14 protein-coding genes are annotated in these 16,401 nt (G+C 62.9%); 1 reads left to right on the top strand and 13 read right to left on the bottom strand.

What is annotated here, in order from left to right; translation table 11 throughout:
* Positions 1 to 187 precede the first annotated feature (187 nt).
* The gene (locus DYZ14_RS14810; RefSeq protein WP_195949960.1) at positions 188 to 2,665 is read left to right on the top strand and encodes a methyl-accepting chemotaxis protein; all 2,478 of its coding nucleotides are present in this window, start codon (positions 188 to 190) and stop codon (positions 2,663 to 2,665) included.
* Between the two features lie 271 nt (positions 2,666 to 2,936).
* Here DYZ14_RS14810 and DYZ14_RS14805 read toward each other — a convergent pair whose 3' ends face one another.
* The 13 genes from DYZ14_RS14805 to DYZ14_RS14745 form a co-directional block, all read right to left on the bottom strand.
* A complete protein-coding gene (locus DYZ14_RS14805) occupies positions 2,937 to 3,485 on the bottom strand; it encodes a hypothetical protein (protein WP_154721390.1) in 549 nt (182 codons plus the stop codon).
* 289 nt (positions 3,486 to 3,774) lie between these two features.
* A complete protein-coding gene (locus DYZ14_RS14800; protein WP_154721389.1) occupies positions 3,775 to 4,671 on the bottom strand; it encodes a DUF937 domain-containing protein in 897 nt (298 codons plus the stop codon).
* A gap of 135 nt (positions 4,672 to 4,806) precedes the next feature.
* Positions 4,807 to 6,180: a glutamate--cysteine ligase gene (locus DYZ14_RS14795; RefSeq protein ID WP_154721388.1), complete on the bottom strand. Its 1,374-nt coding sequence runs from the start codon at positions 6,178 to 6,180 to the stop codon at positions 4,807 to 4,809.
* Positions 6,181 to 6,345: 165 nt separating this feature from the next.
* Positions 6,346 to 7,083, bottom strand: a complete 738-nt coding sequence (locus DYZ14_RS14790; RefSeq protein WP_154721387.1) for a 16S rRNA (uracil(1498)-N(3))-methyltransferase — start codon at positions 7,081 to 7,083, stop codon at positions 6,346 to 6,348.
* 13 nt (positions 7,084 to 7,096) lie between these two features.
* Entirely contained in the window at positions 7,097 to 8,602 is a 1,506-nt protein-coding gene (locus DYZ14_RS14785; RefSeq protein WP_154721386.1) for an inorganic phosphate transporter, read from the bottom strand.
* 136 nt (positions 8,603 to 8,738) lie between these two features.
* Entirely contained in the window at positions 8,739 to 9,248 is a 510-nt protein-coding gene (locus tag DYZ14_RS14780; RefSeq protein WP_154721385.1) for an NUDIX hydrolase, read from the bottom strand.
* Positions 9,249 to 9,398: 150 nt separating this feature from the next.
* Positions 9,399 to 10,154: an HAD-IIB family hydrolase gene (locus DYZ14_RS14775; protein WP_232365559.1), complete on the bottom strand. Its 756-nt coding sequence runs from the start codon at positions 10,152 to 10,154 to the stop codon at positions 9,399 to 9,401.
* Positions 10,151 to 11,488: a glycosyltransferase family 4 protein gene (locus DYZ14_RS14770; protein ID WP_154721383.1), complete on the bottom strand. Its 1,338-nt coding sequence runs from the start codon at positions 11,486 to 11,488 to the stop codon at positions 10,151 to 10,153. Before DYZ14_RS14770 ends, DYZ14_RS14775 begins: the two co-directional genes overlap by 4 nt.
* 122 nt (positions 11,489 to 11,610) lie before the next feature.
* A complete protein-coding gene (locus DYZ14_RS14765; RefSeq protein WP_154721382.1) occupies positions 11,611 to 12,285 on the bottom strand; it encodes a LutC/YkgG family protein in 675 nt (224 codons plus the stop codon).
* 2 nt (positions 12,286 to 12,287) lie between these two features.
* Entirely contained in the window at positions 12,288 to 13,718 is a 1,431-nt protein-coding gene (locus DYZ14_RS14760) for a LutB/LldF family L-lactate oxidation iron-sulfur protein (protein WP_154721381.1), read from the bottom strand.
* A gap of 13 nt (positions 13,719 to 13,731) precedes the next feature.
* The gene (locus tag DYZ14_RS14755) at positions 13,732 to 14,505 is read right to left on the bottom strand and encodes a (Fe-S)-binding protein (protein ID WP_154721380.1); all 774 of its coding nucleotides are present in this window, start codon (positions 14,503 to 14,505) and stop codon (positions 13,732 to 13,734) included.
* Positions 14,502 to 15,344, bottom strand: a complete 843-nt coding sequence (locus tag DYZ14_RS14750) for a FadR/GntR family transcriptional regulator (RefSeq protein WP_154721379.1) — start codon at positions 15,342 to 15,344, stop codon at positions 14,502 to 14,504. The genes DYZ14_RS14755 and DYZ14_RS14750 overlap by 4 nt, the downstream gene beginning before the upstream one ends.
* Positions 15,345 to 15,469: 125 nt before the next feature.
* Positions 15,470 to 16,150: a hypothetical protein gene (locus tag DYZ14_RS14745; RefSeq protein WP_154721378.1), complete on the bottom strand. Its 681-nt coding sequence runs from the start codon at positions 16,148 to 16,150 to the stop codon at positions 15,470 to 15,472.
* Between the last annotated feature and the right edge of the window lie 251 nt (positions 16,151 to 16,401).

The raw sequence follows: 16,401 nt of genomic DNA, 5'->3' as shown, positions 1-16,401 counted from the left end.
GGGTGATAGCCAATGAGCCCTGCCGCTTGCCCGGTCATGGTCCGCCATGCCGGGCATTTTTTTCGCGTTCGCCCCCGGAAAAACGCCGCTGTCCACAGGCTTGGCATGGGATGGTAACGCCTTGCTAACGCACCTCTGGAACCATGGCGGCAAAGCAGCCATTCGGATTTTCCGCGGAGCCTTTAACATGCGCCTTTCCAGGAAGCTGCCGCTTGCGGCGGCGCTCTTCGCCTTCGTCTCCTTGAGCGCCTCGATGGCGATCAACTTCTATCTCGAATCCCGCATCCTGACCGATCAGGTCTACCAGAAACTGGAGGCCACCGCCGACGGCCGGCGCAACGAGGCACGGGGTTATCTCGACAGCATCCGGCTCGACATGTCGGCGCTGGCCTCAAGCTTCACCACTCAGCAGGCTTTTTACGGCTTTTCCGGCGCCATGAACTTTCTCGGCGACGACCCTCTCAAGGAACTGCATGCCCGCTACATCGACGGCAATCCCAATCCCGAGGGCGAGAAGTACAAGCTCGATACCGCCAAGAAGGATGCCTATGACCGCGCCCACAAGCAGTATCATGCGGGTTTCCTCAAGCATCTTCAGGCCCAGGGCTACCGCGATCTGTTCGTCATCAACCCCGCCGGCACCATCGTCTATTCGGTGATGAAGCAAAGGGATTTCGGCACCAATCTTGTAAGCGGGCCTCATAAAGGCAGCGGCCTTGCCCAGGTCTTCCAGACGGCGCTGAAGGCCGAAGCCGGCACGGTATCCATGTCCGACTTCGAGGCTTATGCGCCGTCCAAGGGGGCGACGGCCGCTTTCGTCGCGACACCGATCCAGCAGAACGGGCGCACGATCGGGGTCCTCGCATACCAGTTGCCGAACGATCGCTTCAACACGCTCTATGCCAACAAGAAGGGGCTCGGCGAAACCGGCGAGACCATTCTCGTCAATGCCGGCGGCCTGGTGATCAATGACAGCGCCCACACGCCGGAAAACGATGCCCTGACCGCCAAGGTCGACACGCCGCTGGTGAGCGAGGCCATGGCCGGACGCGAGGCTTTGGGTTCGATCTCCGGCTATCGGTCGATCGACGCATTCGCCGCCACATCGCCGCTCGAATTCGGCGGCGCGCGATTTGCCGTGATCGCCCTGATCTCCGAAGCGGAGGTGAACGGCGACCTGTGGTCGAACGCCCTTGCCTCCATCGGCTTCGGCCTGCTGTTGATCACCATCGGCTCCGTCGTCGCCGTCGCCTATTCACGCAGGCTGACGCGGCCGATCTCGACACTGGTGGAGTCCATGGAGCAACTCGCCGGCGGCAATACCGACATCGCCCTCGAAGGCGAAACGCGCAATGACGAGATCGGCGACATGGCCCGCTCCGTCGCAGTGTTCCGTCAGGCGGAGATTACCAAGCGTGAACTGGAGGCCGAGACCGAGCACCGTCGATCGGCCGGTGAGGAAGAGCGCCGCGCGCGTGACGCCGAAAAGGCCGCCGAACAGGCGCGACTGACCAATACGGTGGAAATCCTCGGCGCGGCCTTGCAGCGGCTGGCGAGCGGCGACCTGACCGCGACGATCGACAAGCCCTTCGCCAGCAGCGGGCTCGACCGGCTGCGCGTCGATTTCAACGCGTCGCTCGAGCGCCTGTCGCAGACCGTATCTGCCGTTCACGGCAATGTCGCCGAGATCAATCGCAAGAGCGGCAAGGTCGGCTCGTCCACCTCGGATCTGTCCAAGCGCAGCGAGGAGCAGGCCGCCGCGCTGGAGGAGACCTCGACCGCGGTGCGGCAGATCATGGATGCGATCCGCCAATCGACGGAGAAGGCAGAGACCGCCTCGCGGCTCGCCAGCGAGGCGCGCGTCCATTCCGATCGTTCCAGCGAGATCGTCGGCGGCGCGGTCCATGCGATGGAGCGGATCGAGAATGCCTCCAGTGAAATCTCCAAGATCATCAATGTGATCGACGAGATCGCCTTCCAAACCAATCTTCTGGCGCTGAACGCCGGTGTCGAGGCCGCGCGTGCCGGTGAAGCCGGCAAGGGCTTTGCAGTCGTCGCCCAGGAGGTGCGTGAACTGGCGCAGCGTTCCTCCAATGCCGCCAAGGACATCAAGTCGCTGATCACCAAGTCGGGTGAGGAGGTCGCCGCGGGTGTCGGCCTGGTCAAGCAGACGGGCGAGGTCCTGTCTTCGATCGCCGGCCAGGTGGTGCAGATCGGCGACCACATCCACTCGATCGCCGGCGCTGCCCGCGAACAGTCGACGGGTCTGAAGGAGGTCACCTCCGCCGTCACCCGGATGGAGGACGTGACGCAACAGAACGCCCGCGCCGCCGAACAGACCAATGCCGAAATGGCGGGCCTTGTGCGTGATGCGGAAGCCCTGTCCAGCCTCGTCGGCCAGTTCATCGTCGACAAGGGCGCGGTATCGACGGCGGGCAAGTTCGCCGACATGCGCGACAAGAGCTTCTCGATGGCGGACCGGACGTTCAGCGCGGTCCAGCCGGTCGCCCCCGTCAAGCCGCTCGCACCACGGGTCGCACCGGCCGGTCCGGCCAACCGGGCGATCTCCTCGCCGGCCAAGGCCCTTCTCGACAAGCTCTCCTCGGGCTTCGGCAAGTCCGCTCCTCCGGCCGGCAAGAGCGCCGACAACTGGGAAGAATTCTGACCGGCTCGGAAAGGCAAAGCCAGGCAGCAGAAACGAACAGGGGCGGCTCGGAGCCCAGCCGTCTAACTAAAATGTGGATTTCAAGTACAAATATCTGAAAAACCCCTTACGCTGAAGCCGGGTAAGGGGTTTTGTCTTGCTTTAAAAATTTGAAGGAAGTGCAAATCGTGCTCTTCCCTGCTCACGGATGAAGCGCAGGCAGCGGAAATCATACCCGCTCAATCCTGACAAGACCGACGCTTTTCGATGCTCCGGCTGATCGAGGAGCGGATTACGGGTCGATGTTCCAAAGGTAATTGATGTTTCGGATATAGGTCTCGATCTTATGCGTATCGTCTTGGATCAGAGACTGGTGAAAGATGGGGTATCCCGTCGTCCTCAATGAAGGCGTATCGGTCATCTCGCCAAAGGTGATCGACCAGGAATCCTCAAGCTTCGCCGCGACCACGTCGTTGATGATTTGGCTAATCTCTTCCCGATAGGCGCGCTTCTGATTGTCGCTCAGACGGGCCGCAGACATAGAATTGAAGACAATTGTCACGCCGCCTTTCCTCTCGCCGATCATGGAAATTGCGTGCAGAAGGCCAGCCATTAGCAGTGCCTGCACGCAGTGAATGATCCGCTCATCGTGGTCTTCATCCCAAATGATCGCGACGTTCTGAATAGTAGCTTTTTGGCGCAACTCCCCTTCTTCCGAACGCCACGACAACGTCTGGACTATGGAGTAATGCGTGCCGCTGCCGATGCGCCCAGCCGGAGCGGGTTCATCATAGATGCAGTGAAGATACGGAGAATATTTCGGCGTGTCATGCGCAGGCATGATCATTTCCTTTCCATTAGAACTTGGTCTGATGGCTCAAACCATCGCTCTTCGCAGGTTCCCCTGCTGCGCTGCAGCCGTCAGGCCTTCACGCGTGATCCTGAGCAATTCTGCCCAACGATCCATCTGGATGTAGTATCAACACAATCCGACAGCAATAGCCGAGGCTCACAAGAGGCTCACAAGAGGCTTACAAAAAAGAATATGTGGAGGCGGCATTTCCTCCACATATCAGTTAGGGGCTGGGGCTCGGAGCCGCCCTTTTCATATGCAAGGCCAGGTTCAGCCGTCAGGCCTTCGGTTCTTCCGGCGCCTCGTCCGAAGCCGGTTGCGGCTTCTGCGCGTTGGCGGCGAGATAGCTGTCGAAGATCTGCTCCATGCTCTTCTGGTAGTTCTTCTGAACCTCCAGCCCGCTGTCGAACATGGCGTTCATGATTTCCGCCATCTTTGCCGCGGGCGGCACCTCGGCTTCGGGCTTTGGAGCTTCCTTGGCTGCAGCGGCCCCGCCAGCCGGCGCGCCATAGGAGCCAGTCATCATGTCCTGGAAGGACTTGGCGAAGGGGTTGTCGAAAAACGGGTTGGCGGCGGCCGCCGTCTGCGGCTTCTGGGCCGCGCCCATCATATCCTGGAACGCCTTGGTGAAGGGGTTGTCGAAGATGTTCGGCTGCTTGGGCGCCGGCTTGGGCTGAAAGCCGGTGCTCTCCAGCCATTGCTGCATCATAGCGCCCATCGGCGTGCCGGCAAACGGATTGGTGTCGGCCATCTGCCCGGTCGTCTGCTTGAACAGTCCGCCCATGATCGCATCGGCCATGACCGGCAGCATCTGCTTCAGCACTTCCTGGCCGACCCCGGTAAACTGGGCGGCCTGGGCGGCGATCGCGCGCGACACTTCCTTGGAGCCAAACAGCTTTTCCAGCACCTGGTTGCCGTCGGCGATCCCCTGCGGGGTAAAGGCCTTGCTCATGTCCTCGAAATACTTGGCATAACCGCCCGAGGCCATCGCGCCGATCAGGGAGGAGAAGTCGTAGGGATTGGCGGTATTGCGCTTGAAGCCCGAGGAAAAGGCCGGCATCAGCGCCGCCATGGCCTTGGTCACCTGTTCCTGGGCCAGGTTGAACTGGCTGGCCATGGCCTCCATGCCCGTTCCGTTTTGAGCACGCAGCATCATATCAAAAAGTGGCAACATCGGCGTCCTTCTCCGTGCTCGCAAAGCGGTTCGACGCACTATATCCGGAAAAGGCCGGGCGCAAACCGCTTTTTCCGCTGCTGTCCGGCCGCCACAAAGGCGGGGAACAGGCAGGCTTTTACCAGCCGGGACGTGTCAGTATTGGTATTCGTCGAAGACGTGGTCGATCTCGCCGTTCCATCGCCCGTTGTAGAGCGAAAGCAGGTCGTCGGCGAGCGTCGACTTCTTGGCGATCACCTCGTCGAGCGGGGCGAGGAAGACGCTCTCGTCCTGGCCTTCGCCGTTGAGGCGGGCGCGGCTTTTGAGCCCCTGGCGTGACAGCGAGACCACGTCGCGGGCCACGTCGAGAAGCGAACGGCCGGCGATCTCGGCCTTGAGGCCCTGGGCCGGCACGGCATCGCGAAGTGCATTGACTTCGGCGAAGCTCCAGCCGGCAGTCATCTGGTCGGCGGCTTCGAGCGCAGCGTCGTCATACAGTAGGCCGACCCAGAAGGCGGGCAGCGCACAGATGCGCCGCCATGGCCCGCCGTCGGCGCCCCGCATTTCGAGGAAGCGCTTGAGCCGCACGTCGGGGAAGAGCGTCGAAAGATGATTGGTCCAGTCGCCCAGCGTCGGTTCCCAGGCCGTCACTTCGCCCTTCAGCGCGCCGGCCATGAACTGGCGGAACGTCACGTGGGTGCAGTCGTGATAGCGACCGTCGCGCACGATGAAATACATCGGCACATCGAGCGCCCATTCGACATAGTCGGCAAAGCCGAAATCGTCATCGAGCGTAAAGGGCAGGATGCCGGCACGGGCATTGTCCGTGTCGCGCCAGATCTCGCCGCGCCAGGACAGGAGACCGTTCGGCTTGCCCTCGGTGAAGGGCGAGGCGGCGAAGAGCGCGGTGGCAAGCGGCTGCAGCCGCATGCCGACCCGCATCTTGCGGCGCATGTCGGCTTCGGAGGAGAAGTCGAGGTTCACCTGAATGGTGCAGGTGCGGTACATCATGTCGAGGCCGTGGCTGCCGACCTTCGGCATGTAGCGCGTCATGATCTCATAGCGCGATTTCGGCATGCGCGGTGTCTCGGCGAGCGTCCATTTCGGGCTGCCGCCGATGCCGAGGAAGCGGATGCCCATCGGCTCGGCTACTTCGCGCACTGCCGCCAGATGCTGGTTCGATTCTCGGCAGGTGTCGTGCAGCGTCTCGAGCGGCGCGCCGGAAAGCTCGAACTGTCCGCCCGGTTCGATCGAGATGGCGCCCATGCCGTGGGCCTCGGCAAGCCCGATGATGTTTTCGCCGTCCATGATCGGCTCCCAGCCGGTCTTCTCCTGCATGCCGAGCAGCAGCGCGCGGATGCCGGCCTCGCCGAAATAGGGGACGGGGCTGTTGTCGGCGCGGAAGAAGGCGAACTTCTCGTGCTCGGTACCGATGCGGAACGCCTCTTTCGGCTTGCAGCCGCCTGCAAGGTAATCCGCCATTTGCGCGACGGAGGTGAGGGGCGTATCGTCGGTGGTATCACGAGCCATGGAAGAGACCTTGGTTGGCGTTGCCGGCACGCGCACCGGCCCATTGTGCAAGGTGATTGGACCGGATTTGGGGGCGGCGCAAGTGAAAAACTCTTAAACGCGGGTCAAAAAAACGCCACATGCGCAAGACCGACACCATTGTCTGAATGGACAGAATGAGAGCCTTCAGCGCCAGTCGCCGATCGCCGCCTGGACCACCGCAAGTGCTGCCACTGCGGCGGTATCCGCCCTGAGAATGCGCGGGCCGAGCGGTATCGGAGTGACGAAGGGAAGGGACCGCAGCAGGAGACGTTCCTCGTCGGAAAAGCCGCCCTCCGGCCCGACCAGCAGGGCCAGCTGTCGTTCCTCGATGCGCGACAAGGCTGGCAGGGGATTGTTCGTCTCGCTGTCCTCGTCGCAGAAGATGATGCACCGCTCCGCGGGCCAGCGCTCCAGCAAGTCTTTGAGCTTCTGCGGCGGCGCCACCTTCGGGATCGCCAGCACGCCGCATTGCTCCGCTGCCTCGATCGCATTGGCTTGCAGCCGCTCCAGGCTGGTGATCTTGCCCTGCACGTGCTGCGTCATCACCGGCTGCAGCAGGCCGGCCCCCATCTCGACCGCCTTCTGCACCAGATAGTCCATCCGGCCGACCTTGAGCGGCGCGAACAGGAAATGCAGGTCGCAGTCCTTGGGCTGTGGGCGGGTCTGCTCGATCGGCGTGAGCAGGATCTTCTTGCGGGTCGGAAAGGAAAGCGCCGTCTTCCATTCGCCGTCGCGGCCGTTGAACGCCAGGATCTCGGCGCCATCCTGCAGACGCAGCACATTGGCGAGGTAGTTGAACTGGTCCGCGCTGGCCTCGACCGCCGCATTCGGTCCGAGGTCAGTCTCGATGTAGAGCCTTTGCATCCGGTAGTTCGCGCGCATGTCCGTCTTGGCCTTAAAGGAAGAGCAAGTACATAGCCCAGTAGAGAAACGCCGCAAGTGCGGCCGAGGCCGGAACGGTAATGATCCAGGCGCCGACGATGGTCATGAAGTGCGAGCGGCGGACGAGATAGCGCCGGCGCAGCTCGTCGGGATTGCGCTCGCGCGTGTCCTCGATCTGCCAGTGGTCGGCCTTCATGCGCATATAGGCGATGCGCCGCTTCGAATTGCGCGTGTACCACTCGCGGAAAAAGCCGACGCCGAACACGGCCCCGACGGCGATATGCGTGGAACTGACCGGCAGGCCGAACCACGAGGCAATGATCACGGTCACGGCGGCGGAGAGAGCGACGCTGAAGGCGCGCATCGGATTGAGCTTGGTGATCTGCGAGCCGACCAGCCGGATCAGCTTGGGGCCGAACAGCAGGAGACCGGCGGAAATGCCGAGCGCACCGATGATCGTCACCCAGGTCGGTGCCGCGACGACCGTCCCGACCGTCTCCGCGCGCGCCGCCTGAACGATCGCGGCCAGCGGCCCGATCGCGTTGGCGACGTCGTTGGCGCCATGGGCGAAGGAGAGCAGCGCGGCCGAAAAGACCAGCGGAAGGCGAAACAGCTTGCGCAGCGACTGGTTGCGGTTTTCAAGCCCTTCCGACTGCCGCCGGATCAGCGGGACGCTGCCGATCCAGGTGAGGAGCCCGACCCCGAGACCGCTCAACATGGCCGTCGTCATGCCGACTTCGAACACCTGTCCGATGCCCTTCATGGTCAGGTAGCTGGTGAAGGCGCCGGCCATGACGGCGATCAGGACGGGAAGCCAGCGCCGCGCCGCCACGATCTTGTCGGGGCGATAGACGATGAAGTCCTTGATGAAATAGAGGATCAGGGCGGCAATCGCCCCGCCGAGCAGCGGCGACAGCATCCAGCTGGCGGTGATGCTCGCCATGATACTCCAGTTGACGGATGAAAGCCCGGCGGCCGCGATGCCGGCACCCATGACGGCGCCGACGATCGAATGGGTCGTCGATACGGGCGAGTTGGTCCAGGTGGCGAAGTTGAGCCAAAGCGAGGAGGCGAGCAGCGCCGCCATCATCGCCAACGAGAAGACTTGCGGATGGCTGACGATGTCGGGATCGAGGATGCCTTCCGAAATGGTATCGATGACGTCGCCGCCGGCGATCAGGGCGCCGGCGATCTCGAAGACGGCGGCGAGCATCAGTGCGACGGGCATGGAGATGGCCCGCGCCCCGACCGCCGCGCCGACATTGTTGGTCACGTCATTGGCGCCGATGTTCATCGCCATGTAGGCGCCGACGGCCGCTGCGGTGATGATCACGATCGCGCCCGGCTGGTTGCTGACGTAGAAGCTGGCAAACAGCGTGGCGAGGATGAGAAAGACCAATCCGATGCCGACCGGCAGCGCCCCGCGCCAGACCTGCTGCGCCGCGGCCTCGGCATAGGCGATCTTGTCCAGGTCCTTGTCGAGCGTCGGCTTGACCAGGGTCGGTGGCGGTTTTGCCATGACGGCAACGTCTCCTGCTGCGACAGGCGCGGCCGTCGAGCCAAGGGTTTTCGTGAACGGTAGGCGTTTGAAGCCAAATCCGTTTAGGGCCAATGGCCACGGCATTCAAGACGGAAGGATGCGAGGGCCGGTGGAACTAGGGGGATTCCGGCAATTGGCCGGGCGCGAGCGCGCCATTCAGCAATTTCTGGGCGAAGGCATGGAACAGCACCTTCAGTTCCGGCTCCTGCACCCGGGCGGCGGCCTCCTCGCAACTGACCCATTCCAGCCGACGGGTTCCCTTCTCCGGGAATTCCTTCAGCAGTTCCTTCACCTCCAGTGCGTGCACCTGGACGCGACAGGCGACCTTCAGCCCGTCGTTCATGCCCTTGTGGTAGGTGTAATAGCCGATCGGCTCGCGTGAGACATTGCCCTTGACGCCCGCCTCTTCGTAAGCCTCGCGCTCGGCGACCAGATGGGACTTCTTGCCCCGCATCGGCCACCCCTTCGGAATGACCCAGCGGCCGGTGTCCCGGCTGGTGACGAGCAGGACCTCCGGAGCGGCCTGTTTCTTGCGCTTGCGAAAGCACAGGGCCGCATATTGCTGGCGGGGTGGACGCCGCAGCATCAGTTGAACATCGGACGCGATCCGGCTCATGATTGTCAAGGTTGAAGACGCCTCCCACTTGCGTGTTGAATTAGACTACGCTGATTCGCGGCCGAGCCGACAGCTTATCCACGACAGCACCGCATTCCCGTCAATTTTGTGAGCCGGTTCGATTGCGTCAAGCATTTCGCCGGAAATTGTCAATATTGGTCAGGCCGAGCCCGGCTGATGGCCGAGCCAGTGGCGCAGGCCCTCGATCACCCCATCGGCTTCACGGCCGATTGCCTGGTAGACCCGATCGTCGGCGGCAAAGCGCAATCTCAGTTCGTCACGCCCGTTCGCCGGGATGATGCCACGCACCCCGTCGAGCACGAACATGTCGGTATCATTGCCGGTATCGCCGGCGACGACGATCTCATCCAGTCTGACACCGAGCTTGCGGCTGAGCCAGACAAGCGCATTGCCCTTGTCGGCATTGGCAGGGAGAATGTCGAGATCGCGGTCGCTCGAATAGACGATCTTGACCTGATGGCCGGCGACGACGATGCGTTCTTCGAGTTCTGCCAGTCGCTCTCGTGTGGCGTCGTGCAGATACCAGCTGGACTTGTGATCATGCTGATAGCGGTCAGGCTGCCGTTCCAATCCTGGAAAGTCGCTCACCAGGCCCGCTATGCCGGCCGCGTCGTAATCGCCGCCGATGAAGTCGGCATATTCGGCCTCCAATCCACCCGAGGCGTCAGTTGCCATCATCGTACCAACGCCGCCGATCAGCAGGTCGGCCGGCGGAAGACCTTCCTCATCGATGAACGACAGGATGTCATCGACCAGACGACCGCTATTATAGACCAGCAGCGGCCGGGTCCTGACGTCAAGCCCCTGCCAGAACGCCGCGAAACGCCGCGACGCGTCGCGATTGCCCGCGAGCGTCCCGTCAAGGTCGGAGGAGAACAGCCTGACCGGTTTCAATCGCCGTCGTTCCATGGTTCCGCCCAATCGGACTCTTCGAGCGCCTGTGCTACCGGCCGGCCTTCGACCAGCGCGACCAGTTGCTGCGCGATGCCGGTCCAGGTGAACAGGCTGCGGGCCTTGTGGGCCCCCATGCGCGACAGCCGGTCCCGCAAACGCGGATGGCGGAACGGCTTCATCATGGTGATGCCGAGATCCTCCTTGTCGAAGGGATCGGCATAGAGTGCGTGACGGCCGTAGCTGACCGCGCGGAACAGTCCCCCATGGATCGTGACAATGGTTGGTGTGCCGCTCGCCATGGCCTCGATCGCCGTCATGCCGAACGGCTCATAGCGGCTCGACAGCACGAAGAGATCGGCGGCGCGGTAGTAATCCGGCAGTTCCTCGTCCGCTATGAAGCCGGTGAATTCGACGCGGTCGGCAAGGCCGAGATCGGCGACCTGCCTCTTCAGCCCGTCGAGAATGCCCTGCTCCTGCGGGTCGAGGTTCTCGCCGCCGAGCGCGAGCCGCAGGCGGGCATCTGGCACACGGCTGGCCAGTACGGAAAAGCCGTCGATCAACAGGTCGTAGCCCTTGTTGGTGGCAAGCCGGCCGAGCGCCATCACCACCTTGCCCTCGAAGCCGAGCCGCTGGCGGATCATCTGGCGCGAGGCTTCCGATACGGGATAGAAACGGTTGTCGTCATAGCCGGGCGGGATCATGTGCACCCGATTGCGGCTGAGGCCATAGTCCTCGATCAGCATGTCGAGCTGGATCGGCGTCGTCGCGACCACCAGCTGGCAGCTGCGGTAGACGATCAGCTCGTGCTGGATGCGTTCCTTGAAGTTGAACTCCGCCTCGAACCGGTCGGCGCGCTCGGGATAGTCGGTTTCCATCTGCCGCTTCTTCCACAGCCCGAGCGAATGGGGCGTGTGGATGTGCGGAATGTTGAGCGCTTCCGACAGCCTCTGGCCGGCGACGCCCGCGTCCCAGTAGTGACTGTTGATGAAGAGATAGGAGAGGCCTTCCCGCTTGATATAGCGGAGAGCCTTCTCGTTCCACTCGTTGAGATGGCGATGCAGGTATTCCTTCGGGATGAAGTCCCGGCCGCCGCAGGGAATGCGGATGACCCTAACGTCGGCATCGACCTCGTCGATTTCCGGCTGGTCTTCGAACCGGCGCGTGAAGATGTCGACCTTGTGGCCGAGCTGGGCGAGTTTCTTCGCCAGTTCAAGGACATAAACGACCTGACCGCCGGTATCCGCCGCGCCGAGAGGCGGCTGGGCAGCCACATAGCCATGGGTGGAGACGAGCGCAATTCGCGGCGCTGCATACACGTCATTGTAGCTTGTCATATCGCTCACAATAGAAAAACGGTTCGGAAAATGCAAATCGCAAACGCGAAATTCCGAAGTTTGTTCCATTGTGAGGGCATTTTATTCCCGCCTTGTCTTGCGGCGAAGCATCTTCGATGCAGTCAGGGGTTGCCGGCAATGACAATGTGCAGCGCCCGTGGGCCGTGGGCGCCGAGCAGCAAGGTCTGTTCGATGTCGGCCGAGCGCGACGGCCCGGTGATGAAGTTGACCGTGCGCGGCATGGACCCGCCTTGCGCGGCGCGCAGCCTTGCCCAGATCGTCTCCATGTCGCCGGCGATCTCTTCGGCCCTGACGACGACGATGTGATGCTCGGGCAGGAAGTTGAGCGTCACCGGATTGTCTGGGCCGGACAGCAGCGCAAGCGTGCCGGTTTCGGCGACGGCGCCGAAGGCATGGCTGACGGCGGCAAGATCCTGGCCGTCGGAGGCGCCGTGACGGATCTCAAGGGTCGCCTCTGCGGTCCAGGGCGCCGTGGCAAGGCGCGGATCATTGCCGATGCGGATCGCGGCCGGCAGGTTGCGGCTCTTGAGGTAGGCCGATACCGAGGCGGGCAGCGCTGCGAGACCGTCGATGTGCTCCGTGGTCGCATTGTATTTTTCCGCCATGGCACGGAAAAGCGCGACCCGCTCGGGCGGCGGCAACTGGCCACGCGCGGGTATGATGCCCTTGGGCGCCTGCGCCAGACGCGCGGCGACGACGGAACGTCGGTCGTCGTCGTCGGTCGGCGCCTTCAGCGAGGCGCGGATCTTCGCAAGGATCGCGGATTTGCCGTTCATGGTCATGCTCCCGGCCGCTTCGCCTGGCGTGCCGCCCAGGCTTTCGTGAAGGTCTGCCCCTCGGGTGCGGGCAGGTCGCGATACTTCGTCCAGCCGCCGGCGAGCGGCAGCGCGGCGATCCGCTTGTTGGCGCCGCCGAACAGCGATAGCGTCGATGCGGCGAGCGTGGTCGCCATGCGGTAGAGCTTCGGCCGCTTGGCGAAGAAGGCCCAGACCGACAGCCCGTAGCGGGCAGAAGCCGGCGTCAGATGCCGCTCGAATTCCCGCTCGCGCCAATGGCGCATCATCTTCGGCAGCGGAATGCGCATCGGGCACACACTTTCGCAACGGCCGCAGAAGGTCGAGGCATTGGGCAGGTGAGCCGACTGCTCCACACCGAACAGCGATGGCGTCAATACCGCGCCCATCGGCCCCGGATAGACCGAGCCATAGGCATGGCCGCCGATAGCGTGGTAGACGGGACAGTGGTTCATGCAGGCGCCGCAGCGGATGCAGCGCAGCATTTCCTGGAACTCGGTGCCGAGCATCGAGGTGCGGCCGTTGTCGAGCAGGACCACATGGTATTCGTCCGGACCGTCCGGATCCTCCGCCCGCTTAGGGCCGGTCGAAAACGTCGTGTAGACCGACATGTCCTGGCCGGTCGCCGAGCGGGCGAGCAGGCGCAGGATCTGCGAACAGTCCTCCAGCGTCGGCACGATCTTTTCGATCGAGGCGACCACGACATGCACCTTGCCGAGCGTCTGGGTGAGATCGCCATTGCCCTCGTTGGTGACGATCACCGATGAGCCGGTCTCAGCAATCAGGAAGTTGGCGCCGGTGATACCGACATCGGCCTGGAAATAGCGCTTGCGCAGCACCTCGCGCGCTTCCGACAAAAGCGTTTCCGGTGCCGTCAGGTCACGATTGACGTCGAGATGGGTGTGGACCCGGCGAAAATCTTCCTCCACCTGTTCCTTGTTGAGATGCACGGCGGGCGCGATGATATGGCTCGGATGCTCGCCGCGCAGCTGGATGATGTATTCGCCAAGGTCCGTCTCGACCGGCTCCACACCGTTGGCCTCGAGGAATTCGTTGAGGTTGATCTCCTCGGTGATCATCGATTTGCCCTTGGTGACGGTCTTCGCCTTCACCCGCCGGCAGATGTCCATGACGATGCGGCGCGCATCCTCGGCGCTTTCGGCCCAATGCACATGCCCGCCGGCGGCGGTCACCTTCCGCTCATAGGCTTCCAGATAGAGGTCGAGATGGGCGAGCGTATGGTTCTTGATGTCACGGGCATTGTCGCGCAGGGCGTCGAATTCCGGTAGCGCCGCCGCCGCGGCCGCGCGCTTGGCGATGAAGCCCGTCTCGACATTCCGCAAGGCCTTTTGCAACTGCGGATCGATCAGCGCGCGAGCGGCGTTTTCCTTGAACTGGGGAGAGGTGAACTGCATGGCGCTCAATCCCTCACTTGGCCGAGCCGGCGATCGGTTTCGTATCGGTCATGCCGGCCAGCACCTCGGCGACATGGCGGACCTCGACGGTCGATCCCTCGCGCCTCAGCTTGCCGGCCATGTTCATCAGGCAGCCCATGTCGCCAGCGAGAAGCATGTCGGCACCGGTCTCCATAATGTTCGCCGTCTTCTTGGACACGATTGTGCCGGATATGTCGGAGTACTTGACGCAGAACGTGCCGCCGAAGCCGCAGCAGACGTCGCTGCCGGCCATTTCCTTGAGTTCCAGCCCATCCACCGTGGCCAGAAGCTTGCGCGGCTGCTTCTCCACGCCGAGTTCGCGAAGCCCCGAACAGCTGTCGTGATAGGTGACGCTGCCCTGGAAGGCCGCATCCACTCTGGGCACGAACATCACGTCGGTGAGGAAGGAAACGAGTTCGAACACCTTGTCCGAGAAGCGCCGACAGCGCTCTTCCCATTTGACGTCGCCCTTGAAGACTTCGGGATAGTGGTGCTTCAGCATGGCAGCGCATGAGCCGGACGGCGCCACGACATAGTCATAGCCCTCGAACAGTTCGATCACCTGGATCGCCAGTGCGCGTGTATCCTTGCGGTCGCCGGAATTATAGGCCGGCTGGCCGCAGCAGGTCTGCGCCATCGGAACATGCACCTCGCAGCCCGAATCCTCGATCAGCTTTGCGGCGGAAAAGCCGACGTTCGGGCGGAAGAGGTCGACCAGACAGGTGGCGAACAGGCCGACGCGCGGGCGCGATCGAGGTGCAGTCATCGGGATGTCTCCGTCTTGTCCAGGCCGCTGCCGCGGGAGGTTCGTGAACCTTGGGGATTGTTGTCGCGGCGAATGAGCCTAAGCTTCGCCACCCGGCCCCATTCGTCGGCGCGGGTCGCTTCGTCGACCGCCTGCATGACGAAATCGATATGCGCCTGGGCGGCACGCTTCGCTGCCTCGCCGTCGCCGGAAAGAATCGCATCGTGGATGGCGACATGCTGCTCCAGCAGGCGCTCGCGCGCATTGGCAAGCGCGAACACCGCCTTGCGGTTAAAGAAGATGCCCTCCGACAGCAGGCGATAACATGCCCGCAGGGTATGCAGGAGGATGATGTTGTGGGCCGCTTCGCCGATCGCGTTGTGAAACTCGACGTCGGCGGCGAGCTCCTCTTCCGGATTGCCGCCCTCATGCGCTTGTCTCATGTCGGCGATGATGCGGGTCAGCAGCGCCCGGTCGGTGTCGGTGGCGCGCTTGGCGGCAAGTTCAGCCGTCAGCCCTTCAAGTTCGCGGCGATATTCGAGATAGTCGCGCGTGGCCCGGGCATGGCGGGAGATGAGTTCGGTGATCGGCTTGGAAAATACCTGCCCGATAATGTCGGCGACATAAGTACCGCCGCCATGATGGGAAACCAGCAGGCCGCGGGCCTCGAGTTCCTTCAACGCCTCACGGAGAATCGGTCGCGACACGTCGAGATCCTGGGCGAGATCGCGTTCGCCCGGCAGCCGGTCTCCGTCGCGCAAGACGCCGTCGAGGATCAGCATTTCGATCTGCTGAACCACTTCGCTCGCGGTGCGGCTATGGCTGATCTGGGCGAAAAGCCCTTCGTCCTTGTCCGTCACGACGTCCTCCCTCGGCGGCCTTTTAGCAAGCCGTCGAGGGATTGGTCAATTAATTTGTCCAGTTGCGTTTCGTCAGTCGCGAAACGGGCGCGGTGCGCGGGGACGAGTAGCCCCGGTCGCCGCGATCAGCCGAACTTGAGGAACAGCTTGGAATAGGGAGCCTTGAGCCCGTCGATGGCAGCCTTGATCGCTGCGGCATCGCCGCTTTTGGAGGCGCCCTCCAGCTTCGCCACGCTCGCCTCGACGGCGCCGAGCAGTTCCTTATAGCTCGCATCGGCCTCCTTCGGCGGATGGGCGACCACGTCGCCGAGCAGGTATTTCAGGACGGCCGCCTCGGCATGCACGCCGGAAGCGTCCGCTGGGTCGAGCGCGATTACCTCCTCCATGCGGGCGTGATAGGCGTTCATCCGGTCGGAAAAGCTGTAGATGTCGTTGCGGATATGCAGGTCGCCGATCTGGTCGCGAATGCCTTCCAGCGTGTCGTGCGCCTTCGTAAGTTCTCCGGCCGCGACTTCGGCGGTCGCGGCTTCGGTGATCTTGGTCACGGCGGCCAGCGTTTCGGCATATTTGCCATCGTCCGCATAGTGCGGCGGCGCGGGCTCGGCGGCGATCGCGGACCAGGCCTTGGCGAATTTGCCCAGCGATGCCGTCGATTCCGGGGCCTTGCCCATATTGGTGGCGAAGAGGGCGGTTCGGTAGTCGCCATAGGCGGCGCGCAGTTTCGTTTCGAAGTCGCCGACCTCGCCGGCAAAGGCGGGCAGGCCGATCGCAAGCGCAAGCAGGGTTGCCGGAATAAGTCGCTTCATGGGGTTTCTCCATTGCTCGGCAGGCAGGACAGGTGCTGCCGATATCGTAATTGGCATCGACGCGCCGACCAGCCGCGTTGAGGATGGCGATTGCGTTCTCAAGAATCATTCTTGTCGACTCCGCGATCGCCAGCAATAGACAAATATCAGAATTGCTATGTTTTAATGAGTGACTTCTGGGTCCCGCTTTGCGAAATGCCGCAGACACGGGCCACCTCTACGCTTTGCGTCAACCGGCCCCCTGCCGCTTG

Source organism: Ciceribacter sp. T2.26MG-112.2 (assembly GCF_900492205.1).
Taxonomy (GTDB): domain Bacteria; phylum Pseudomonadota; class Alphaproteobacteria; order Rhizobiales; family Rhizobiaceae; genus Allorhizobium; species Allorhizobium naphthalenivorans_A.
Note: the sequence above shows the minus strand (reverse complement) of the source record. Positions and strands in the feature narration are given on the sequence as shown.